Here is a 15,153-nt window from a genome sequence, read left to right as displayed (position 1 = left end):
CGGGGGAGGGCGCCTAGAGGTCCAGCTGCGGCTCGTCGGGGACGTTGGCTGCGCCCGGGGTGCCGACCGTTACGGCGAAGGCCAGGGCGCCGTCGTCGTGCTGGGCTGAATGTGCGGCGAGCTTTGCGATGACAGGGGCTTCATTCGCCGGGATGAAGGCGCAGTCTCCCGGGTGCAGCACCAGGTCCTGTTTCGGGGAGTCCAGGACCACGGACCCGCGGAGCGCAATGACCAGCGTGGGTCCGTTCTGGAGCACGGACACGTCCGAGGCTGACATGCTCTCCGCTCCGTTGGCAGACTGCACCAGCTCCAGCCGCTGGAGTGTGAATTCGCTGAACGGCGGCCGGTATAGTTCCTGGCCCAGGCCGGTGGCCTGGGCCTCCACCCGCGGGATGCCCAGGGACCGGAAATCGATGGTCTGCAGCAGCTCAGGGATATCCACGTGCTTAGGGGTCAAACCCCCGCGCAGGACATTGTCCGAGGCAGCCATGACTTCCACGCCCAGCCCGCTGAGGTACGCATGCACGTTTCCGGCGGGCAGGTAGATGGCGTCCCCGGGAGCCAGTGAGACCCGGTTGAGCAGCAGGGAGATCAGCACCCCGGGGTCTTCAGGGTAGTAGCCGTCGAGCTCCTCCAACCCGGCGAGCGCCGGATCCAGGCCGGTCCTGGCGCTCTCGTCCAGCGACCGTACCGCTGCGGCTGCCGCAGCGACCGCGTCCCTGACGTCCTCATCACCGGCGATCAGACGGCGGAATACTTTCTCCAGCCGTTCCGCCTGGGGCCGGCCGGACTCAAGATCGGACGCAGCTTCAGCCAGGAGCACGGGTGCCGGGCTGCCGGAGGCCTCCACGAGAGCCGCCAGGGTACGGAACAGCTGCGCCGCGTCTTCCGGTGGCCGGAAACCGCACAGCGCCTCGAAGTCGCTCAGGGCGAAGATCATCTCGGGTTTGTGGTTGGGATCCTTGTAGTTGCGGTTCGCTGCAGACCGGTCAACCCCGGCAGCGTCTTCGGCTTCAAAACCTGCCCGAGCCTGTTCCTGGGTGGGATGGACCTGCAGGGAGAGCGGTGACCCTGCAGCAAGGACTTTCGCCAGGAACGGCAGTTCCGGTCCATGCTCAGCGACGCTCTCACGGCCCAGGGCCGCTTCCGGGTCGCTGCTGATCAGCTCGTCCAGGGTGGAAAAGCCGCCGGGGGACTCCACCAGGCGTGACGGAGCGCCCGGATGGGCCCCAAACCAAAGCTCTGCTTCGGGTTCGCCGCTGGGATCACGGCCGAAAAGCTCGGCCATGGCGGTCAGGGATCCCCAGGCGTAAGGGCGGAGGGTTCCGGCAAGCAGGTACATGGTTCTTCCTCAGGACGCTGTCGGATCGCCGGTGCAGCCCGGCAAAGGTGATGCTCGAAGTCAGCCTGCGCTGCACACGCCGTTGTTGTCCAGCAGCATACCCAGGGTGGCAGTGTCACCGATCCGGGCAAGCTCCTGCAGGTACTCCTCAGTGATCTCGGGGACCGCCTCAGCGGCGGGAGCTTCGGCAGGAGTCTCTGCGCCGATGGCGGTGTCCTGCTCCGGTGCCGCCGGTGCTTCTTCTGCCGGTGCTTCTTCTGCCGGTGCTTCCTCTGCCGGTGCTTCCCCGGCGTCGGACCCGTCGGTCGCTTCAGCCTCAGCGGCTTCCGCCGCCGCGTCCGTCGCTGCGAGCATTTCCTGGACCCGTGCATGAATGAGATTGAAGTCCGGATACGTCACGAAGTTGTCGGCAGCCGTGCCGAAGTCGGGAGGACCAATGGTCATGCGCTGGACTTCATGGTTTTTGGACTTCAGCGCCAGATCGACGAAGCTGCCCAGGGCGTCCTGCGGGATGTCAGTGTGCACGACCTGCTCACCGGCAGAAGCGATGGCCTGGAACCTGGTGAGCAGCGTGGTGGGGTCGAGCTGGGCAACCATGGCCTGCTGGACGCACTGCTGGCGGGCGATCCGGTGATAATCCGTTACGAATTCGCGGGACCGGGCATACCAGAGGGCCGTGTAGCCGTCCATCGTCTGGACACCCGGAGCGATCCAGCCGTCCGGCGGGTAGTGCAGGTTGGTGCCGGGAATTTCCGCCGCCGTGATCGGAACCCAGCCGCCGGCGTTGATCTTCACGCCGCCCATGGCATCGATCAGCGTGGAGAAACCTTCCATATCCACGATGACATAGGACTGCACTTCAAGGCCCAGGATGCCACCGGCTGCGTCCATCATGGCTTCGGCACCGGGATCCGAGGAGCCTGGGTAGAGATCGGAGTAGTTGTCCGTGACCACCTGGTACAGGCTGTTCAGGATGCATTCGTCACCGCAGTTGTAACCTTCCGGGTACACCTGCCAAAGCGGAGAGTCCTCCGTGAACAGCGCATTCTGGAAGTTGCGGGGCAGGCCGAAAGTGACGATCTGGCCGGTATCGGCGTCGACACTGAAAACGGACATGCTGTCCGGCCGGAGGCCGGTGCGGTCCGCCCCGGCGTCTCCGCCCATCAGCAGGAAGTTGTAGCGGCCGTCCACGGGATCCAGTGCCGGGCCCGAAGCGAAGATAGTGTCGAACGTCTGGCGGCTGACGTTGAGCAGCCAGGCGCCGTACGCCAGTCCGCCGCTGGTGACGACCATCAGCACCGCCAGTGCACCCGCCACTGCCGGACGGACGTTCCGCTGGAGCAGTGGAGGGCGGATGATCCGGAAGGTGTTCAGGAAGAGGAAGGCCCAGCCGGCGGCGAGCAGAGCCAGGACGGTCATGATCAGGAAAGACGCCCAGCCGTTGGTGAAGATGTTCACCAGCAGGATGCGGTTGGTCGGCGCCAGAACCAGGACGGCAATTACCGCGGCCCAGACCAGGAAGGTCACCTGCAGTGCACGCCGTCCCAGCCGGCGGTCGCCGGCCACGATCTGAGCCGAACCAGGCAGAACCAGGGTCAGGAACAGCAGCAGGAACGCGCGCTTGGTGCGTACCTGGGGAGAGGCGGATTGCGGGTAGCGGACCGGATCCGTGTAAAGGAGTCCGGGAGCTCCGGTGCCTGTCCTGGCCATCCGTGTTCCCTACGCGCTTTCCGGGACCGAGGTGCGCAGGCGGGCACCCTTGGCCATCGCGGCCTGTCGAAGCTCACCGGCGAAATCGATCAGCTGCTCCTGCAGTCTTGCGGCCATGGGATCGGTACCCGCAGCCAGCATGCGGACGGCAAGGAGCCCTGCGTTGCGGGCCCCGCCGATGGACACGGTTGCTACCGGGACACCTGCGGGCATCTGGACGATGGACAGCAGGGAATCCATGCCGTCGAGGTATTTGAGCGGAACGGGGACGCCGATGACGGGCAGCGGCGTCACGGCAGCCAGCATTCCGGGCAGGTGGGCGGCGCCGCCGGCGCCCGCGATGATCACGCGCAGGCCGCGGCGGTGCGCTTCCTTGCCGTACGCGATCATTTCCTCCGGCATGCGGTGGGCGGAGACGACGTCGGCCTCATACGGAATGCCGAATTCCGCCAGTGCCGCAGCGGCAGCGTCCATGACCGGCCAGTCTGAATCAGACCCCATGACCAGGCCGACCAGCGGCGTTTTGGCGGTGCTCATGCCTTCTCCTCGTTAGGTTCCCGGCCGTCCCGGATAATGGCGGCTGCCAGTTCTGCGCTGCTGCGCACGGATGGAAGGTCCAAGACCTCCGCGCCGACCACGTTGACGTGTCCGATTTTCCGGCCGGGCCGGACCGACTTCCCGTAATTATGGACCTTCGCGGCAGGAACGGCGGCCATCGCTGCCCGCGTGCCCTTGAACAAATCCGGGTTCTCGCCGCCCAGGAAGTTCTTCATGACCACGACTCCGCCAAGGACTCCGGTGCTGCCCAACGGGAGGTCAAGGACGGCGCGCAGGTGCTGTTCGAACTGGCCCGTGACAGATCCGTCCATGGTCCAGTGCCCTGAGTTATGCGGCCGCATCGCCAGTTCATTGAACAGGAAACCGACGCCGCGGCCCGGCGTTTCAAACAGTTCTGCTGCCATGACGCCGGTGACGCCAAGTTCGTCCGCGATCCGCAGTGCTGCGGCGGACGCTGCGGCTGCCGTCTCCGGATCCAGGTCCTGGGCCGGGGCAATGACCTCGTCGCAGACACCGTCTACCTGAATGGAATGCACCACAGGCCAGGCCGCGCTCCGGCCCCCCGGTGTACGGGCGATCAGGGCGGACAGTTCGCGGGTGAACGGGACTTTTTCTTCGGCCAGCAGGGGCGGGCCGGTGAACCAGTCTGCGGCTTCGGCGGCTGCGGCGGCATCGTCGATGATCCGCACGCCCTTGCCGTCGTAGCCGCCGCGCGGGGTCTTCAGCACAACGGGCCAGCCCGCGGCCTTACCGAAATCAACCAGGTCCGCGACGCTTGATACCGCAGCCCAGCGCGGGTTGGGCAGGCCCAGGCGGTCCACCGCAGCACGCATCACCAGTTTGTCCTGAGCATGGAGCAGGGCATCCGGGCCGGGCTGGACGTTGATGCCCTCCGCCAAGAGCGCACGCAGGTGCTCTCCGGGAACGTGCTCGTGGTCAAACGTCAGGACGTCCACGTCCTTGGCGAAGTCGAGCAGCTGGGCATAGTCGGTGTAGTCGCCGACGACGGCATGGGAAACTGCGGGAACAGCGGAAACGTCAGGTGCTTCGGCCAGGACACGCAGTTCAAACCCGAGTTCAGTGGCCGCCGGGGCCATCATCCGGGCCAGCTGGCCGCCGCCGACAACGCCGATTATTGGAAATCTCACCTCTACAGGTTACCGAAAGCGGGGGGGAATCCCGCTCCGTGGCAGCGGTTCCGGGCACCTCTCCCGGTCAGCTCCCACCATCAGCGGGTAAACTGTGGTCTTTCCGCCGTGCCAGTGCACGGGGATAGCCCCGCCCGGACAGGAATCAACAGCCGGGCACTATTGGCCGCGGAGGGTCATGATCACACGTTTTATTTCCTGGCTCAGGTCGCTCGCTTCCGCCTTCTGGCGGGAAGTGGCGAAATTCGGCACCGTGGGCGCAGTAGCGTTCGTGGTGGATAACGGCCTGACGTGGTTCTTCATGCACTCCATCATGGAAGGCAGCCCCGCCAAGGCACGGTTTGCCGGCGCCACCATTGCGACCATTTTTTCCTGGGTGGCCAACCGCTGGTGGACCTTCCGCCACCGCAGGCAGTCGAACGTGGCGAGGGAGTTCACCCAGTTCATCCTGATCAACGGTGTGGGCATCTTTATCTCCACCGGGTTCACCTGGATTGCCCGGTACCCGATGGGCATCACGGACAACGGAACCCTGTTCATGGCCGGAGTCGTCGGAATCGGCGTAGCGACAATCGTCAGGTTCCTCGCCTACCGCTATTGGGTCTTCAACGCCGTCCCGGCGGACAAAGCGGTGGAGGACGCCATGGAGCTGACCCTCCATCCGGAGCGGCAGCCCGCCGAGTCGGTTCCGGAGCCGGGCAAGCCGCGCTCCGAGCCAGTTGCGGAGCCGGGCAAGGCGCTCAAGCCCCAAGCCGAGCAGTAACCCTTTCAGCGGCCATCAGGCGTTCAGAGGCCTGGACCCCCTCGCCCAGCAGCACCAGGGTTCCTCCCGACGCCCACACGCCCAGGGCGGCAGCCAGGACATCGGACATGCCGGCTTCTGCGGGGGCCAGGAGCACCTGGTGGCCGGCGCCGTCGGGGGCATGCCGGGCCAGGAGATCAGTGAACGCTGCGCCCGGTTCGGCCCCGCCAGTCACAGCCTCCGCGGGGGAGTCCCGGTATTCCTCACCGGCGTAGGTGTCAGCGTAGGCGCGGACTTCGGCCGCGTAATCCACCGTTCCGGCCGGGAGCTTTCCCGGCCAGGACATGGCCAGGGCCGGGAGGGCCGCCGCAACCACGACTTCGCCTGCCGAACGCAAAGCAGGTTCCTCCGACGTAACCCTTACCTGTGCACCCTCAACTGCCGATAGGGCAATTGAGCAGCCGGTCTGCCAGGCGGAGAGAGCCCACACCAGGGACTTCCAATGCACGGGCAGTTCGAGCTGCACAGTGGTGCCCGGTTCGGCGTCCAGTTCCTCCACCAGGAAATTCGAAGTCTTGGCAACCCAGTTGTCCAGGACCTTCCCGGAGAGCTCAATCCGTTCGTGATCTGGTCCGTACCAGATCAGCGCAGGTGAGGTTGCCTGCTCTGTCCGGAGCGTGGACAGTATGGATGGGACCGGGTTTTCCGTCATGGCTTTGGCTTTCGGTGAGGCGTGCTGGTGTGTTCGGACAGGCTGCGCAGGGACTGCCCTGCGCAAATTCACGGCGTGGCGCGCCGACGCCGGACGCCTCCGACTCTATAGGATGCCGAAACAGCTTGACGGGGACGTATTACACGCGTGTAATTAGGGAACGGATTTGTTCCAGCAAACCATGACCGACATGCGTTCACAGCAGGCTGATTGTCGCCTGTGTGAATCCAGATATCCGCTGCTGGGGCATTTACACCGGGAGGACTCCATGGGGCAAGCAGACAAGATGCAGGACCGGACGGACATCGCCGCGCAGGCTTCGGCCAGCTACGGCTCGCGGGGCGTACCCGTCGACTGGTATGTCGACCCCGCGGATCCGGAAGCGGCAGACCGCTACCGGGAGGGTGCTGCCAGCCTTGAGGACGCCGCAACGGCCTTCCTCGCCGCCCACGAGGCTCTGGCCGGGGGAGAGGAAGCGCCCGACCCCGCTGATCTCCTCGACCCGCCCATCTCCCTCTTCCCGGCCCCGGCAGAGACCGAGGAACGCAAGGTCTGGATTGGGCTTCCCGGCTTCGGGGATTCCTACGCCGACGAAGGCGACCTGGGCTGGCAGGCAGATGCGCTGTGCGCCCAGACGGACCCGGAAGCGTTCTTCCCTGAAAAGGGCGGCTCCACCCGCGACGCCAAAAAGGTCTGTGCCGCGTGCAACGTCCGTTCCCAGTGCCTGGAATACGCGCTCTCCAATGACGAGCGCTTTGGAATTTGGGGCGGTTTGTCCGAGCGGGAGCGCCGGCGCCTTCGAAAGCAGGCAGTCTAATTCTTTCGCACGTCCGAGTATGCGCCGTTGTGGTTGCCCACAACGGAGCCGAGTACCTCCCCGAAACACTTTCCGCCCTCAAGGCCCAGACCCGGCCGGCAGATGCCTGCATAGGCGTCGACGCCGGGTCCACTGACGCATCGGCTTCCCTGCTCCAGCTGGGACTTCCCGTAGGGAGCCCTGTCACGGGTGCGCCTGCGCGTGCCGGATTCGGTGCCGCCGTCAAGGCCGGGTTGGCCCAGCTGCCCGCCCGTTCCGGCACAGCCGATGACAGCGTGGAATGGCTCTGGCTGCTGCACGATGACTCCGCCCCCGATCCCACGGCCCTGGCGGAACTCCTCCGCGCCGTCGAGCTGGCCCCTTCGGTGACGATTGCGGGCACCAAGCAGGTTGACTGGGACAATCCCCGCAAACTTATTGATGTTGGTGTTTCCATCAGCCGCTGGGCTGAGCGCGTGACCATGGTCGACGTCGACGAGCTGGACCAGGGGCAGTACGACTCGCGCAGCGATATCTTCGCCGTGAACTCCGCCGGACTGCTGATCCGCCGCGACGTCTGGGACGCGCTGGACGGCTTCGATCCGGGACTGCCGGGAACCGGCGACGACATTGATCTTTGCTGGCGGAACCGGCTTGCCGGCAACCGCGTGGTGGTGGTCCCGTCCGCAAGGGTCCGGCATGCCGGGAACCGGCCCAATACTGCTGCCACCGCCCGTGCTGCCCGCAAGGCGGAAATCTACCTGCGCCTCAAACATGCGCCGGGATGGCAGATCCCCTTCCTGGCAGCGGGAGCTGTCCTGGGCGGCTTTGGAAGATTCTTCCTCGGAATGCTCGCCAAGGATCCCGGCTATGCCGCCAATTCCCTGCTCTCCAGCATTGCCGGAGTCCTGCGCCCCGTCGACCTGTACCGGGGACGGCGGAAAGCCGCTGCCACGCGCAAACGCCCCCGGAGTGCGGTCCGTGCCCTGGTCACCGGGCCCCGGGAAGTCCGGGAGCACCGCCGTTCAATCCATGAGGCTGATGCAGCTGCCACGGCCAATTCCCTGCACCGCCCGCCCGCGGAAACGTACGAGCCCAGCGGTGACGCGCACGATGACTTCACGTCCCTCGCTGCCGGACGCAGCTGGGTTGGTGCCGGGGCACTTGCCGCCGTCGTCCTGCTGGGAGTCCTTTCCATGGCCGGGCTGTACAGGTTTCTGGGAGCGCCGGCGCTCACCGGCGGTGCGCTGCTCCCGCTCTCGGGATCCCTGGGTGGGATCTGGGCGAACGCCAGCGGCTGGTGGGCCGAAATCGGAGCCGGCTATCCCGGTCACGGCGATCCCTTCGACTACGTGCTGTGGCTCCTGGGCGCGGCCGGACTGGGAAATGCCAACGCTGCCGTGGTGGTGCTGGTCTTCCTGGCGATGCCCCTTGCCGGGCTCAGCGCGTGGTTCGCTTCCGGTGTCCTGACCCGCCGCAGCGGACTGCGGTTCTGGGCCGCGGTGTTCTGGGGGACAGTGCCGGCGCTGCAGGCTGCGCTGGGTGAAGGCCGGCTCGGGTCCGTGATCGCCCACATTGTGCTTCCGGTGACGGTGCTGGCGATGGCCCGGGCGGTCGGCGCGGGCACCAGCGAGCCGTCCGTGGCCCACGAAGGCGCTCCGCCGCGTAAACCGGGTATCAACGGTACTCCGTCCTGGACAGCCGCTGCCGCTGGGGGGCTTCTGCTGGCCGTGCTGACTGCCAGCGCTCCGCTGCTCCTGGTCCTTGGCGCACTGACGGTGCTGATTTTTTCGGTGCGTCTGCGGTCCCGGGCGCGCACCCTGTGGTGGTCGCTGCTGCCGCCGGCTGCGCTGCTGCTCCCGGTCGTGCTTTCTGCGGCAGGGAACCTGCGCGCTGCCGCCGCTGATCCCGGTGTGCCGCTGGCTTTCACCCCGGCACCCCTGTGGCAGCAGGTACTGGGCTACCCTGCCGCGTTCGATGCGGCAGATCCCGTGCCCGCACTGGCGTTCCTTCCTCCGGGACCATGGGCCCTGGTCCTGGCGCTGATCATCGGCGCGCCGGTGATCATGGTCTCCGCGGCGGGCCTGTTCACCAGGCACCGCACCGGCGTCGTACGGCTGGCCTGGATCCTCAGCATCGCGGCACTGGCCCTGGCCGGAGCCAGCGCCTACCTTGCCACGGGCAGCTCCGCCACTGCGCTGGTGACTCCATATCCCGCCCCCCTCATTTCGGCAGCCCTCTTCGCCCAGCTCTGCGCCGCTCTGGTGGCCATGGATGCCCTGCTTGCGGCACGCACGGCCCCGAGCGGGAGCGTGAGGCGCCCGGTTACTGCCCTGGTGGTCGCCGCCGGCGTGCTCCTCGCTGCCGGACCGGCGGCAAGCCTTGCCTCCTGGGTGATCCCGCAGACAACGGGAACCGCCGCGGATGCCGGGCCCGGCGGAGCCCAGCCCGGCACCAAGCCGGCCATCCGGGCGACCGAACCCCGGACCCTTCCCGCCACCGCCGCCGACCGCGGCAACAGTCCGGACCAAACCCGCTCACTGGTGCTGACCACCGGAGAGGGCGGTGAGGTCACGGCCACACTCATGCGCTCCGGGGGAAGCACACTGGACGGATTGAACGCTGCCTATGCGGCAAGGGGAGTCCAGGGTGAGCCCGGGCGCGAGTCGCTGGCGGCCGACGACCAGGCAACCGCGGACCTTCGCAGAGCTGTCGCCGTCATCACGGCCGGCACGGGCGTGGACCCCAGACTTGAGCTGGCCAGGCTGGGCGTCGGATTTATCGTCCTGCAGACCTCCGATACGGCGGCCGAACTACTGGCAGACCGCATGGATGCCGTTCCCGGCCTGACCGCCGTCGGCGAAACCGGCTCCGGCTGGCTATGGCGCGTAACGGGAGCACTGGACGCCGAAGGAACCGAGGCTGCAGCCGGACAGACAGGCAGGGCCCGGATCCTGGATGCCTCCGGCCAGACGGTCGCATTGGTCCCCTCGGGGCCGGCTGCGGTCAGCACCGACATTCCGGCAGGGGAAGAGGGCCGGATACTTGTCCTGGCTGAACGCGCTGATCCCGGATGGTACGCCAGCCTGGACGGGCGGAAACTGACGCCCACCACCAACGTGTGGGCACAAGCCTTCCTGCTTCCCGCGGAGGGCGGCAAGCTCAGCGTCGATTACGGCAGCGCATGGGAACCCTGGACGGAGATCCTCCAGATCGCCGTCTTCGGCTTGACCCTGCTCCTGGTCGTCCCAACGCCGGCGCGGTCCGGGGTGGTGCGGCTGCCTGGCAAGCAAGGACCAGTGCGGGCGCCGAGCAGCCAAGACAACGCAGAGACGGAGGGCCCCGGTACGTCGGCGGATGAACCCGGAAATGCCGGCGAGCCCGTGCCGCCGGGCCAGCCCGGACGCCGCAGCGTGCCCAAGCCGAGGCCGGAGAAGAAACGGAGCCGGGTCCGCAGGCTCCGGCCCGATAAGCCGAAACAGCGTGCCGTGCAGTCCAGGACAGACAGCCCGGACCAGGTTTCTGAGAACGCCCCATCGAAGAGTTCCACAGAAGGAGTCCGCTGATGCCGATCTCCGGAGAAGCCTCGCGGTCCGCAGCACGAACCCGGCGCCAGAACCGGCGCACCACGGCCTACACCGTTGTTTCCGGTGTCGTCCTGCTGGGAACTGCCGGTGCGCTGGTGACCGCTGCGGCGGTAGCCGCCCCGCAGGGATCAAGCTTGACCGTGCAGCCGCCCGCCACGGAAGTTCCGGCCGGGGCGCTGACCGCGGTCTGCCCCGAACCGCTGCGCCTCCTGGCGGGCAACGCCGGCGGCACCGATGCGGACTACAACCCTGTGTCGGAGTCGGCAACCACAACCGTCAACGCTGTGGTCCTTGGCGGACCCGGGGCAACGCTGCCGGCAGCGCAGCTGGGCACGCTCGCTGACGGCGAACGGGTTGCCGGGATCGACGCCGGAAGCGAGGTTCCCCTGACCGGTTCACGGCTTGGCGGAGTCATCTCCAACGCACCGGCCGCCGAAGCCACGGTGCTGAAGGCGGAACCCAGCGGCAAGGAGCAGGCCGCGGCGAACGCCGTACTCGGCTACAGGGCGAACGACGGCGACCTGGCCGGCCTGGCGGCAGCCAACTGCCAAGTCCCGCAAAATGACATGTGGCTGGTCGGAGCACGGACCACCGTCGGTGCAACGGCGGTCCTGCGCCTGACCAATCCGTCGGTGACGCCTTCCACGGTCGACCTGGAGCTGTATGGCGCCAAGGGCCGGATCGAAGCCGGGGGCAGCCGCGGCATCGTCGTCGCCCCGGGTGACAGCCGGTCCCTGGTGCTGGCCGGGCTCGCAGCAAACGAAGAGTCCCTCGCTGTCCGCGTCCGCAGCTCGGGCGGCCCGGTGACCGCCGTCGTCGAACAGAGCATCCTGCGCGGATTGACGGCCGGCGGCGTGGAGATCATCGAGCCCACGGCGGCGCCGGCGCCGCGGCAGGTCATCACCGGCGTCGACCTCCAGTCCCCGGACGCCATCAAGGACCTGGCGGAACAGGAGGGGCACGGGTCTGTGCGGCCGTTCCTGACCGTGGCCGTCCCGGGAAGCACAGACGCCGCGGTCCATATGCGGGTCTTTGGACCGAAGGGTGAAGTGCAGATCCCGGGCGGGGGCGTCTTCAGCGTGCCCGCGGGAACGGCAGGCCGGATCCCGTTGGCAGACCTGCCGGCGGGAACCTACTCCCTTGATCTGTCCGCAGATGTTGCGGTTGCCGCCGCCGCGGTCTTCAGCCGCGGCACTGAGCCGGAGGAACGCATTGACTTGGCGGTCGCTCCGGCGGACACGCGGCTGGGAAGCGAGCACCTGGCCGTTGCTGCTCCCGGCGGCAGCTCGGCACTGGTCTTCACCGCTCCGGACGGACCCGCCGAAGTCCGGGTGCGGGCGGTCGGAAAAGACGGGACGCTGCAGCAGGAAAAAGCAGTGGCCGTTCCTGCAGGACGCACGCTGAGCCTCACTGCAAAGGACATCGGATCCGGGGAGCTCTCCGGTGTGCTGGTCAGTGCCGTGGGCGAGGCCGTCTACGGAGCCCAGCTGGTTACGGGGGAAGGGCCTGACCTCTCCGTCCTGCCGCTGCCTGCCGGAAGTACCGGGAGCCGGACCGCGCAGGTCGGCCTCGGGTACTAGTCTCCCGTGCGGGGAGCCGCTGCCTGTGCGGGCCCTAGAGCGGCCGGAAACGGCCGTAGGTGGGATCGATGGTTTCCGGGTCCATGTCCATCAGTGACGCAAGCTGCTCCACCACGACGTCGTGGATCAGTTCGCTGACCGGTACCAGCCCGCGCGCAGTCGACTCGACCGGCCGGCGGTAGATCGTGATCACGGGCGGCTTGGGACCGTTTCCGGGGGCAGCTGCCGCCAGCGGAATGGTACCGCCCCGGCGGAGCAGTTGCTCGAGCCCCTCCGGTATCTCCTGCACAACGAACTGGTAGGACTGGATGTCCTCACCCCACAGCCGCTCAAGGCGCTGCGCGGATTCCATCACCCACTCGTCAAAGCGTTCCGCGCGGGTGCGCGAACCCGCCAGGTGGGCGGGCAGGAGCTCGCCGCGCAGTCCGCGTCCATGGCGGTTGCGGCGGCGGCTGCGGAACGGGCGCGGAGAAACCTGATCCGGAGACCCAGCACCGGATCCGCTCTCCAGCCGTATCCGGCAGGACGATCCTTCAGGCATGGAACCACTCTAGCCCGGTGCACCCCGCCGGGGGAGGGACTGCCGGGCGGGGAGCGAAAGTCCCTGCCCGAAGCGGCGTGGCTGCGCCCGCGCAGGTCATGCCGGGGTAGAGTATTCCTCCGTGGGATCCTTACGTCTTTGTTCACGATCAGCGTGCCGGCAGGCCGCCGTCGCAACATTGACGTACGTGTATGCCGATTCGACGGCTGTACTGGGTCCGCTGGCGACATACGCCGAACCCCACTGCTATGACCTGTGCGAGCTGCACGCAGAGCGGCTTACCGCACCCCGCGGATGGGAAGTGCTCCGTCTGGAATACGGCAGCCAGTCCCGCACTCCCGGCCCGGATGAGCTTTCCGCGCTGGTGGATGCCGTGCGGGAGGCGGAAGCCGAAGAACCAGCTCCGGAGCCCGAGCAGGCCAGGCGCAGTGGAAAACATGCGCTGGAACCCCCGGCAGAGCTGGGAACACGCCGTTCCCACCTGCGTGTGCTGCGCGAACAGGTCACCGAACAGGGCTGACTTCGGTTCCGGAAAGCTTCACGCTATAGGCTGGGACCCATCCGCCGGCGACGTTACGCGGCCGGTGCAACCAACCGTTTCGCAAGGAAGTGCTGTACTCATGGCTAACCTGACCGCCGACCTTCTGGATGTCCTGCGGTGCCCGCAGACCCATTCCCCCCTGCAGCGCTCCGGCGACGAGCTGGTGTCCACCGCTCCCGGACCCGACGGCAAACCGGTGCGCTACGGCATCGAGGAGGGCATTCCCGTCCTGTTGCCCCAAGCTGCGAAAACCTCCGCAGACAACACCACCGGAACCGAGGAGCTGCACCCGTGAGCATCGATCACAAGGTCGCCGACCTGTCCCTCGCTGAAGCAGGCCGCCACCAGATCCGCCTGGCCGAGCACGAGATGCCCGGCCTGATGGCGCTGCGGCGCGAGTTCGGCCCCAGCCAGCCGCTCGCCGGGGCCCGCATTGCCGGTTCCCTGCACATGACCGTTCAGACGGCCGTCCTGATCGAGACCCTGACCGCACTTGGCGCCGAGGTCCGCTGGGCCTCCTGCAACATCTTCTCCACCCAGGACGAAGCAGCCGCAGCCGTCGTTGTTGGCAAGGGCACACCCGAGGACCCGCAGGGCGTCCCCGTCTTCGCCTGGAAAAACGAAACCCTCGAGGACTACTGGTGGACTGCCGAGCAGATCCTCACCTGGCCGGAAGGCTCCGGCGGCCCGAACATGATCCTGGACGACGGCGGCGACGCCACCCTCCTGCTCCACAAGGGCGTCGAATTCGAAGCCGCCGGCGCTGTGCCGGCCAACCCTTCCGAGGATGATCCGGATTACTCCTACGAGTACACCGTCATCCTGGACACCCTGCGGCGCTCCCTTGCCGAAGCTCCCGGCAAATGGACCGAAATCGCCAAGGGCATCCGGGGCGTCACAGAGGAGACCACCACCGGCGTGCTGCGGCTCTACCAGCTCGCCGCTGACGGCCAGCTGCTTTTCCCCGCCATCAACGTCAATGACTCGGTCACCAAGTCCAAGTTCGACAACAAGTACGGCATCCGCCACTCGCTTCCGGACGGCCTGAACCGCGCCACCGATACCCTGATCGGCGGCAAGGTTGCTGTCGTCTGCGGTTACGGCGACGTCGGCAAGGGCGCTGCGGAGGCACTGCGCGGCCAGGGTGCCCGGGTGATTGTTACGGAAATTGACCCGATCTGCGCACTTCAGGCTGCAATGGACGGCTACCAGGTGGCCCGGCTGGAGTCCGTGGTGGGGCAGGGCGACATCTTCATCACCACCACAGGCAACAAGGACATCATCATGGCCTCCCACATGGAGCAGATGAAGCACCAGGCGATCGTGGGCAACGTCGGTCACTTCGACAATGAAATCGACATGGCCGGCCTGGCCCGGGTCCCCGGCGTCCGCAAGGTCGAAATCAAGCCGCAGGTCCACGAATGGATCTTCGACGAAGGAACGGAGAACCAGCGCAGCATCATCGTGCTCTCCGAGGGCCGCCTGCTGAACCTGGGCAATGCCACCGGACACCCGTCCTTCGTGATGTCCAACTCCTTCGCGAACCAGACCATCGCCCAGATCGAACTGTTCACCAAGTTCGGCCAGGCGAAGGAAGACGGGACACCGGAGTACGCAAACCAGGTGTACGTGCTGCCCAAGATCCTGGACGAGAAGGTTGCGCGCCTGCATCTTGATGCGCTGGGCGTGGAACTGAGTGAGCTTACCAAGAGCCAGGCAGAGTACCTCGGCGTGGACGTAGCCGGACCGTACAAGCCGGATCATTACCGCTACTAACGGGTACTAACGGACCCCCCTGTTCCGAAGACAAGCACACCATTGGAGGCGCCCCGGGTTTAAACGGCCCCCCCGCGGGTTGTTTGGACGGGGCCAACCGGCGTCGAAAGCCCACCCCGG

The 15,153-nt window shown here is 67.0% G+C and carries 13 protein-coding genes; 7 read left to right on the top strand and 6 right to left on the bottom strand.

The annotated features are described in order from the left end of the window. Nucleotides 1-13: 13 nt before the first annotated feature. From manA to TVB01_RS12845, 4 genes are read right to left on the bottom strand one after another with little or no spacing between them, the layout of a single operon-like run. Nucleotides 14-1,342, bottom strand: a complete 1,329-nt coding sequence (gene manA / locus TVB01_RS12860) for a mannose-6-phosphate isomerase, class I (RefSeq protein WP_422456296.1) — start codon at nt 1,340-1,342, stop codon at nt 14-16. Nucleotides 1,343-1,402: 60 nt separating this feature from the next. Continuing rightward, nucleotides 1,403-3,052, bottom strand: a complete 1,650-nt coding sequence (locus TVB01_RS12855) for an LCP family protein (RefSeq protein ID WP_422456295.1) — start codon at nt 3,050-3,052, stop codon at nt 1,403-1,405. A 9-nt stretch (nt 3,053-3,061) separates the two neighbouring features. After that, nucleotides 3,062-3,589, bottom strand: a complete 528-nt coding sequence (purE, locus tag TVB01_RS12850) for a 5-(carboxyamino)imidazole ribonucleotide mutase (protein ID WP_422456294.1) — start codon at nt 3,587-3,589, stop codon at nt 3,062-3,064. Further along, on the bottom strand, nt 3,586-4,710 hold the full coding sequence (locus TVB01_RS12845) for a 5-(carboxyamino)imidazole ribonucleotide synthase (RefSeq protein ID WP_422456318.1): 1,125 nt from the start codon (nt 4,708-4,710) through the stop codon (nt 3,586-3,588). The genes purE and TVB01_RS12845 overlap by 4 nt, the downstream gene beginning before the upstream one ends. 226 nt (nt 4,711-4,936) lie before the next feature. On the opposite strand from TVB01_RS12845, the gene TVB01_RS12840 reads away from it, so the two are divergent. Further along, nucleotides 4,937-5,521, top strand: coding sequence for a GtrA family protein (locus TVB01_RS12840; RefSeq protein WP_422456293.1), 585 nt, complete (start codon nt 4,937-4,939; stop codon nt 5,519-5,521). On the opposite strand, the gene TVB01_RS12835 is transcribed toward TVB01_RS12840, so the two are convergent. Then, on the bottom strand, nt 5,499-6,212 hold the full coding sequence (locus TVB01_RS12835) for a TIGR03089 family protein (RefSeq protein ID WP_422456292.1): 714 nt from the start codon (nt 6,210-6,212) through the stop codon (nt 5,499-5,501). The genes TVB01_RS12840 and TVB01_RS12835 overlap by 23 nt on opposite strands. Before the next feature lie 268 nt (nt 6,213-6,480). Here TVB01_RS12835 and TVB01_RS12830 point away from each other — a divergent pair, with 268 nt between their 5' ends. Genes TVB01_RS12830 through TVB01_RS12820 form a run of 3 tightly spaced genes read left to right on the top strand, consistent with a single transcriptional unit; the run spans nt 6,481 to nt 12,175 of the window. Next, a complete protein-coding gene (locus TVB01_RS12830) occupies nt 6,481-7,029 on the top strand; it encodes a WhiB family transcriptional regulator (RefSeq protein ID WP_422456291.1) in 549 nt (182 codons plus the stop codon). A 29-nt stretch (nt 7,030-7,058) separates the two neighbouring features. Further along, complete coding sequence (locus TVB01_RS12825) at nt 7,059-10,574, top strand: glycosyltransferase (RefSeq protein WP_422456290.1); 3,516 nt, start codon at nt 7,059-7,061, stop codon at nt 10,572-10,574. Beyond that, a complete protein-coding gene (locus tag TVB01_RS12820; RefSeq protein WP_422456289.1) occupies nt 10,574-12,175 on the top strand; it encodes a DUF5719 family protein in 1,602 nt (533 codons plus the stop codon). Before TVB01_RS12825 ends, TVB01_RS12820 begins: the two co-directional genes overlap by 1 nt. Before the next feature lie 34 nt (nt 12,176-12,209). Here the strand turns inward: TVB01_RS12820 and TVB01_RS12815 are convergent, their stop codons facing one another. After that, nucleotides 12,210-12,716 carry a metallopeptidase family protein gene (locus TVB01_RS12815; protein ID WP_422456288.1) on the bottom strand — a complete coding sequence of 169 codons (507 nt, stop codon included), beginning with the start codon at nt 12,714-12,716 and terminating at the stop codon, nt 12,210-12,212. 121 nt (nt 12,717-12,837) lie between these two features. Here TVB01_RS12815 and TVB01_RS12810 point away from each other — a divergent pair, with 121 nt between their 5' ends. The 3 genes from TVB01_RS12810 to ahcY all read left to right on the top strand — a co-directional run bounded on the left by TVB01_RS12810 (nt 12,838) and on the right by ahcY (nt 15,033). After that, the gene (locus TVB01_RS12810; RefSeq protein ID WP_422456287.1) at nt 12,838-13,236 is read left to right on the top strand and encodes a DUF3499 domain-containing protein; all 399 of its coding nucleotides are present in this window, start codon (nt 12,838-12,840) and stop codon (nt 13,234-13,236) included. Nucleotides 13,237-13,336: 100 nt separating this feature from the next. Further along, nucleotides 13,337-13,552: a Trm112 family protein gene (locus TVB01_RS12805; protein WP_422456286.1), complete on the top strand. Its 216-nt coding sequence runs from the start codon at nt 13,337-13,339 to the stop codon at nt 13,550-13,552. Beyond that, nucleotides 13,549-15,033: an adenosylhomocysteinase gene (ahcY, locus tag TVB01_RS12800; RefSeq protein ID WP_422456285.1), complete on the top strand. Its 1,485-nt coding sequence runs from the start codon at nt 13,549-13,551 to the stop codon at nt 15,031-15,033. Before TVB01_RS12805 ends, ahcY begins: the two co-directional genes overlap by 4 nt. Nucleotides 15,034-15,153 lie beyond the last annotated feature (120 nt).

Origin of the sequence: Arthrobacter sp. 7Tela_A1, from assembly GCF_049311065.1 — a bacterium.
Taxonomy (GTDB): Bacteria; Actinomycetota; Actinomycetes; order Actinomycetales; family Micrococcaceae; genus Arthrobacter_B.
This window is presented reverse-complemented; position numbering and strand designations above follow the sequence as displayed.

What these genes read in the sequence shown, in the direction of transcription:
- TVB01_RS12805 (WP_422456286.1), top strand. Translation starts at nt 13,337, where the DNA reads ATGGCTAACCTGACCGCCGACCTTCTGGATGTCCTGCGGTGCCCGCAG.
- TVB01_RS12855 (WP_422456295.1), bottom strand. Translation starts at nt 3,052, where the DNA reads ATGGCCAGGACAGGCACCGGAGCTCCCGGACTCCTTTACACGGATCCG.
- TVB01_RS12820 (WP_422456289.1), top strand. Translation starts at nt 10,574, where the DNA reads ATGCCGATCTCCGGAGAAGCCTCGCGGTCCGCAGCACGAACCCGGCGC.
- purE (WP_422456294.1), bottom strand. Translation starts at nt 3,589, where the DNA reads ATGAGCACCGCCAAAACGCCGCTGGTCGGCCTGGTCATGGGGTCTGAT.
- TVB01_RS12840 (WP_422456293.1), top strand. Translation starts at nt 4,937, where the DNA reads ATGATCACACGTTTTATTTCCTGGCTCAGGTCGCTCGCTTCCGCCTTC.
- TVB01_RS12815 (WP_422456288.1), bottom strand. Translation starts at nt 12,716, where the DNA reads ATGCCTGAAGGATCGTCCTGCCGGATACGGCTGGAGAGCGGATCCGGT.
- TVB01_RS12830 (WP_422456291.1), top strand. Translation starts at nt 6,481, where the DNA reads ATGGGGCAAGCAGACAAGATGCAGGACCGGACGGACATCGCCGCGCAG.
- TVB01_RS12845 (WP_422456318.1), bottom strand. Translation starts at nt 4,710, where the DNA reads ATGATGGCCCCGGCGGCCACTGAACTCGGGTTTGAACTGCGTGTCCTG.
- manA (WP_422456296.1), bottom strand. Translation starts at nt 1,342, where the DNA reads ATGTACCTGCTTGCCGGAACCCTCCGCCCTTACGCCTGGGGATCCCTG.
- TVB01_RS12835 (WP_422456292.1), bottom strand. Translation starts at nt 6,212, where the DNA reads ATGACGGAAAACCCGGTCCCATCCATACTGTCCACGCTCCGGACAGAG.